The sequence below is a fragment of the Mesorhizobium shonense genome (assembly GCF_040545255.1).
In the GTDB taxonomy this organism is placed as follows: Bacteria; Pseudomonadota; Alphaproteobacteria; order Rhizobiales; family Rhizobiaceae; genus Mesorhizobium; species Mesorhizobium shonense.
In genome coordinates, this window is the sequence record NZ_JBEPLM010000028.1 from 46,930 (window position 1) to 52,940 (window position 6,011).

At 65.0% G+C, this 6,011-nt stretch carries 6 protein-coding genes; 4 read left to right on the forward strand and 2 right to left on the reverse strand.

Annotated elements, in window-relative coordinates; all coding sequences use genetic code 11:
- The first annotated feature begins 2 nt into the window (after window positions 1–2).
- The 3 genes from ABID26_RS35105 to msrA all read left to right on the forward strand — a co-directional run bounded on the left by ABID26_RS35105 (window position 3) and on the right by msrA (window position 2,043).
- Window positions 3–701: a DUF1223 domain-containing protein gene (locus ABID26_RS35105; RefSeq protein ID WP_126096935.1), complete on the forward strand. Its 699-nt coding sequence runs from the start codon at window positions 3–5 to the stop codon at window positions 699–701.
- An 87-nt stretch (window positions 702–788) separates the two neighbouring features.
- Window positions 789–1,085, forward strand: a complete 297-nt coding sequence (locus ABID26_RS35110; protein WP_126096936.1) for a hypothetical protein — start codon at window positions 789–791, stop codon at window positions 1,083–1,085.
- Window positions 1,086–1,302: 217 nt separating this feature from the next.
- The gene (msrA, locus tag ABID26_RS35115) at window positions 1,303–2,043 is read left to right on the forward strand and encodes a peptide-methionine (S)-S-oxide reductase MsrA (RefSeq protein ID WP_292304625.1); all 741 of its coding nucleotides are present in this window, start codon (window positions 1,303–1,305) and stop codon (window positions 2,041–2,043) included.
- Window positions 2,044–2,277: 234 nt separating this feature from the next.
- Here the strand turns inward: msrA and ABID26_RS35120 are convergent, their stop codons facing one another.
- The gene (locus ABID26_RS35120) at window positions 2,278–3,282 is read right to left on the reverse strand and encodes a cytochrome d ubiquinol oxidase subunit II (protein ID WP_292304626.1); all 1,005 of its coding nucleotides are present in this window, start codon (window positions 3,280–3,282) and stop codon (window positions 2,278–2,280) included.
- 362 nt (window positions 3,283–3,644) lie between these two features.
- The gene (locus tag ABID26_RS35125) at window positions 3,645–5,006 is read right to left on the reverse strand and encodes a cytochrome ubiquinol oxidase subunit I (protein WP_292345370.1); all 1,362 of its coding nucleotides are present in this window, start codon (window positions 5,004–5,006) and stop codon (window positions 3,645–3,647) included.
- Between the two features lie 262 nt (window positions 5,007–5,268).
- Here ABID26_RS35125 and ABID26_RS35130 point away from each other — a divergent pair.
- Window positions 5,269–6,011: IS5 family transposase (locus tag ABID26_RS35130; protein ID WP_354418083.1), on the forward strand; the 743-nt coding region annotated here is incomplete at its 3' end.

The following is a 6,011-nucleotide window of genomic DNA, read 5'->3' on the forward strand; positions in this document are numbered from 1 at the left end:
CCATGACCGGACCAAAGACAACGCTCGGCAAGGTTTTGCTCGCCGGCGCGGCGCTTGCCGCAACTCTCGGCGCTGCTTCCGCACAGCCGCTCACCGTGGTCGAGCTGTTTACCAGCCAGGGCTGCTCGTCCTGCCCGCCGGCCAATGCCAACCTGATCAAGGTCAAGGACCAGCCGGGCGTTCTGGCGCTGTCCTTCAACGTCACCTATTGGGACTATCTCGGCTGGAAGGACACGTTCGGCCGGCAGGAGTTCACCCAGCGCCAGGTCAATTACGAGCCGCCGCTCGGCCATGACGGGCCGTTCACGCCGCAGGTGGTGGTGAACGGCAGCCACGATGCCGTAGGCGCCGCGCCGGGCGAGATCCAGAGCCTGATCAACAAGGGTGGCCGCACGCAGGGTCCGGAGCTTTCGCTCGGCAACGGCAAGGTCAGCATCGGCGCCGGCACGGCGCCGGGCGGCGGCGCCGACATCTGGCTGGTGCGCTATGACAAGGGCGTCATCGAGGTGCCGGTGTCGCGTGGCGAAAACACCGGCCGCACGCTGCCGCACGCCAATGTCGTGCATTCGCTGGAGAAGCTCGGCCGCTGGAACGGCAAGGCGGCGACGCTGCCGCTGCCCGCGGCCGGCGGCGGCCTCAGCACCGCCGTGCTGGTGCAGGCGCCGGACGGCGGGCCGATCCTGGCCGCGGCGGCGGACTGATTTTCTTTCTCTCGCGCGGGGCCGCATGAGAGCGGCAACGCTTCACCAAGGCCCGCATCTTCGCGCGCCAAAACCAAGGAGACTACCATGACCAAATACCTGACCGCGCTCGCGCTTGCGCTCGCAACCACGGCCTTCGCCGCCGGCGCCCGCGCCGACGACGCGACCAATGCGATGAAGCCCGCCAACGCCATGGCCACCGACGCCATGAAGCCGGCTACGGACGCGATGAAGCCGGCCGATACGATGAAGCCCGACGCGATGGCGACACAAGCGATGAAACCCGCAACCGACGCGATGAAGCCGGCGGACGCCATGAAGCCGGTGACGGATGCGATGAAGCCGGCCGACGCGATGGCTCCGGCGGATACCACGGCTCAATAGGTTGAGCTTGTGTGACGCCCCCTCACCCAGCCTCCGCTTCGCTCGGCTGACCTCTCCCCAAGGGGAGAGGAGACTGTCGGCGCCGGCGCCAATCTCTTCTCCCCACCGGGGAGAAGGTGGCCCGAAGGGCCGGATGAGGGGGAGCGCCGCACGGCAAATTGAGAACCGCCTCAACGCTTCCATCGTATATACTGGAACCAAACCAAGGAGATCAGACATGAACGGCATCAAGACAAAGGCCGCGCGGCGATCGCCATTTTTCGCGCGCGGCGCGCTTGCGGCGCTGGTGCTGACGGCGGCAGCGGCCGCCTTCTGGCAAACGCCCGCACGTTCGGCGGAGGACGCGGTGGTGATCCCGCCGCCGGCTGTGGATGAAAAGGCGGCCGGCGGCACGGAGACGGCCATCTTCGCCGGCGGCTGCTTCTGGGGCGTGCAGGGCGTGTTCCAGCACGTCAAGGGCGTCAGCAAGGCGGTTTCCGGCTACACCGGCGGCAGCGCCGAAAACGCCGTCTACGAGACCGTCGGCACCGGCCGCACCGGGCACGCGGAATCGGTCGAGATCACCTACGATCCGTCGAAGGTGACCTATGGCCAGCTGTTGCAGGTCTATTTCTCGGTCGCGCACAATCCGACGCAGCTCAACTACCAGGGGCCGGACCAGGGCACGCAATACCGCTCGACGATCTTCGCCGAGAACGACGAGCAGAAGAAGGTCGCCGAGAGCTACATCGCCCAGCTCGACAAGGCCAAGGTGTTTTCGAAGCCGATCGTGACGACGTTGGAGACCGGCAAGACCTTCTATCCGGCCGAAAACTATCATCAGGATTTCCTGACGCTGAACCCGACCTACCCCTATATCGTCTACAACGACCTGCCGAAGATCGAGAATTTGAAGTCGCTGTTCCCACAGCTCTACAGCGAGAAGCCGGTGCTGGTGCAGGCGGGTAGCAAGAGCTGAAGCATACGAAACGCGAAACGCCGGCGGGACAGCACCCCCCTCTGCCCTGCCGGGCATCTCCCCCTCAAGGGGGGAGATTGGCAGCTGCGGCGCCCGTCATCACTTTGCAGCGTAGGAGATTGGCGAAGCCGGCTGAGCGCTGATCTCCCCCCTTGAGGGGGAGATGGCCGGCAGGCCAGAGGGGGGCGCGACGGAGTGGGGCGTCTGCACTCTATGGCACCCCATGCCGCTCCCTCAATCATACGTCAGATCCGTCGCCTTCCCCGCAAACACGCGGTAGGCGTAGAAGGAATAGAAGATGATGATCGGCAGCACGACGACGGTGCCGACCAGGATGAAGGCCAGGCTCTCCGGCGCCGAGGCGGCCTGCCAGATCGTCAGCCTGTCGGGCACGACATAAGGGTAGAACGACCAGGCGAGCCCGGCGAAGCCGAGCGTGAAGATGGCGGCCAGGGTCAGGAACGGCCGCAACGCATGCCGGTCTTCCGGCTTCGGCAGATGGAAGGTCTGCCGCCACAGCCACAGGAACAGCAGCGCCGACAGGATCGGCAGCGGCGAGAGATAGAGGATCTCGGGCCAGAGGAACCATTTGTCGAAGATGCGCGGACTGGCGAAAGGCGTGGCTAAAGACACCGCCACCATGCCGAGCGCGGTCAGCACCAGCGTGGTGCGCAGCCAGCGCACGGCCTTGACCTGCAGATCGCCCTCGGTCTTGTAGATCAGCCAGGCGGACCCCATCGCGGCGTAAGCCGCCGACAGGCAGAGCGCCACCAGCGCGCCGAAGGCCATGCCGCCGAGGCCGACATCCAGGCCGAGCACATAGACGCCCAGCATGTAGCCCTGCGCCAGCGAGGCGGTGGCGGAGCCCAGAAAGAAGATGCGGTTCCAGCGGTGCTTCCTGCCGGCCGGCACCTTGGCGCGGAAATCGAAGGCGACGCCGCGCAGGATCAGGCCCACCAGCAGCAGGAAGACCGGCAAATAGAGCGCGGTGAGGATGGTGCCATGGGCCATCGGGAAGGCGACCAGCAAAAGCCCGACCGCCAGCACCAGCCATGTCTCGTTGGCGTCCCAGAAGGGGCCGATCGCCGCGATCATCGTATCCTGCTCGGCATCTTCGGCGCCTGCGAACAGGATGCCGATGCCGAGATCGAAGCCGTCGAGGATGACGTAGATCAGGATGGCGAGGCCCATCAGGCCGGCGAAGATCAGCGGCAGCGCGGTTGGCCAGTCGAAGGTCATTTTATTCTCCCCACTCGCCAGAGCCGTTCAATCTCGACGTGATCGGACGGGATTCTGTTTCCAAGTCATTCGCTTCTGACCAATCGCCGAAGCCGGCGCCGCCCCTCATCCCCCTGCCGGGACCTTCTCCCCGTATAGTGACGGGGAGAAGGGGGATGGCCGCCGCCTCGGCGCCTTTCTTGCAGCGCTGGAGATTGGCGAAACCGGCGATGAGAGCGCCCCTCTCCCCGTCACTATACGGGGAGAGGATGCCGGCAGGCAGGTGAGGGGCAGCGCCGGCGTCCGACTGGAGTGCCCAAACAAGCCGAAGCGATCGCCGATCTCTTTGTTCTGGCATGGTACTATCTCCGCAAATCGGACAATCACTCCTCGGCGGCCTGCTGTGAAAGGGCCGCGTTCATGGCACCCGGCAACGGCGAGGTGTCGCCATCCTTCGCCGCCTTCAGCGCCAGATGCACCAGCACGCCGAGATAGGCGATCAAAAGCAGCACGTAGAGGATGAGGTAGACAGCCAGGGTCAGCGCGACGTGGCTGCCGGCAACCGGGCCGACGGCGTCCGCCGTTTTCAGGACGCCGGTGACCAGCCAGGGCTGGCGGCCGATCTCGGTGGTGTACCAGCCGGCCAACGTCGCCAGCCAGCCGGAGAGCGCCATCGGCACCATGATGAGGGCCAGCGGCTTCGGCAGGCCGTGGCGGCGCTTGAGGAAATAGGCCGCCGACCAGGAGACGACCAGCATCAGGATGCCGGTGCCGACCATGATGCGGAAACCCCAGAACACCGGGAAGACCGGCGGATGGTTGCCCGGATAGTCGTTGAGGCCGGGCACGACGCCGCTCACGCTGTGGCGCAACACCAGGCTGGCGCCATCGGGAACGGCGAGCTCGAACTTGTTCTCCTTGGCCGCCTCGTCCGGCAGCGCGAACAGCACCAGGGGCACGTTGGGGCCGGTGTTCCAGTTGGCTTCCATGGCGGCGATCTTCTGCGGCTGGTGCGCGAGCGTGTTCAGCCCGTGCTGGTCGCCGGCGAATATCTGGATCGGAATCAGGATGGCGGCGGTGAAGACGCCGGTGCGCAGCGCCTTCCACATCGATTCCGAGCGGTCGCCGTAAAGATAGCGCAGCGCCGACAGGCCGGCGATCAGGAAGGAGACCGTGAGCCCGGATGCGAGCAGCATGTGCACCAGCCGGTAAGGCATGGACGGATTGAAGATGACCGCCCACCAGTCGAGCGCATGCGCCTTGCCGTCGCGCATCTCGAAGCCGGCCGGCGTCTGCATCCAGGAGTTCAGCGCGATGATCCAGAAGGCCGAGACGGTGGTGCCGCCCGCCACCAGCACGGTCGCCAGCGTGTGGATGCGGTTGGAGACGCGGCGGAAGCCGAACAGCATGATGCCGAGGAAGGCCGCCTCGAGGAAGAAGGCGGTGAGCACCTCATAGGCGAGCAGCGGCCCGGCGATGTTGCCGACCGTTTCCATATAGCCCGGCCAGTTGGTGCCGAACTGGAAGCTCATGGTGACGCCCGAAACCACGCCCATGGCGAAGGACAGCGCGAAAACCTTCACCCAGGTGAAATAAGCGCGCATCCAGGCGGAGTCGCCTGATGCGTTGTAACGGAGCTTGAAGAAGAGAAGCACCCAGCCAAGTGCAATGGTGATCGCCGGAAACAGGATATGAAACGAAATATTCGCGCCGAACTGAATGCGCGACAGAACGAGCGGGTCCATGCTGGGCTCCGGCTGCAATTTATGCTTGAAGGATAGGCCGCGAACACGCCCCGGTCAAAGCGGCGCGGCGTCACGCGAGGCGCGTTGTCGCAGCAGTTCGACAGGAACCGTCACCCGTGCGGGAAGCCGTGACGGAGAACGACTGTCTAAAGCGCGTCGCGCTGAAACGGATTCAGGCGACGCGCTTTAACAGGCTGCTGCAAAAGTCGCGTTTGGTGATGTTTTGTGATTCACTTCGGTTTGCGAGCTGGAGTGATTTGCAATGCGCGGACGGGATGAACGGTCGGAAGGTCTTTTCAGCTATGTCCGGCTGGAGGAACGCATTCCCACGGATCATCCGCTTCGGGCGATCCGACGGTTGTGCGACGAAGCGCTAGGCTGTCTGGATGCCCGCTTTGAGGCGCTCTATTCGGGAATGGGGCGGCCGTCGATACCACCGGAGATGCTGCTGCGGGCGACACTGCTGCAGGCGTTCTTCTCGGTTCGTTCGGAACGCCTGCTGATGGAGCAGATCGACTACAATCTATTGTTCCGCTGGTTTGTCGGCCTGCCGATGGACGCGCCGGCGTGGCATGCGACGGTGTTCACCCACAATCGCGATCGGCTCCTGGAGGCCGATGTTGCGCGTGAGTTCCTGGGTGCTCTGATGGGTCTTGGCAAAGTGAGGAAGCTTCTGTCGAGCGATCATTTTTCGGTCGACGGCACGTTGATCGACGCCTGGGCCTCGATGAAGAGCTTCCGGCCGAAGGATGGTTCGGGAGAGCCGCCCGGGCCGGGCCGCAATGGCGAGCGCGACTTTCGCAAGGAGAAGCGCTCGAACCAGACGCATGCTTCCACGACCGATCCGGACGCACGGCTCTACCGCAAGGCGGACGGCCATCCGAGCCGGCTATGCTACATGGGCCATGTGCTCATGGAGAACCGCAATGGGCTTGCGGTCGACGCGACGCTGACGCACGCCACCGGCACGGCCGAGCGGGAGGCGGCGCTCAGCATGCTCGACCG

Bases quoted from the DNA above. Each gene is read 5' to 3' on its own strand.
- ABID26_RS35105 (WP_126096935.1), top strand. From the start codon at position 3: ATGACCGGACCAAAGACAACGCTCGGCAAGGTTTTGCTCGCCGGCGCG.
- ABID26_RS35110 (WP_126096936.1), top strand. From the start codon at position 789: ATGACCAAATACCTGACCGCGCTCGCGCTTGCGCTCGCAACCACGGCC.
- msrA (WP_292304625.1), top strand. From the start codon at position 1,303: ATGAACGGCATCAAGACAAAGGCCGCGCGGCGATCGCCATTTTTCGCG.
- ABID26_RS35120 (WP_292304626.1), bottom strand. From the start codon at position 3,282: ATGACCTTCGACTGGCCAACCGCGCTGCCGCTGATCTTCGCCGGCCTG.
- ABID26_RS35125 (WP_292345370.1), bottom strand. From the start codon at position 5,006: ATGGACCCGCTCGTTCTGTCGCGCATTCAGTTCGGCGCGAATATTTCG.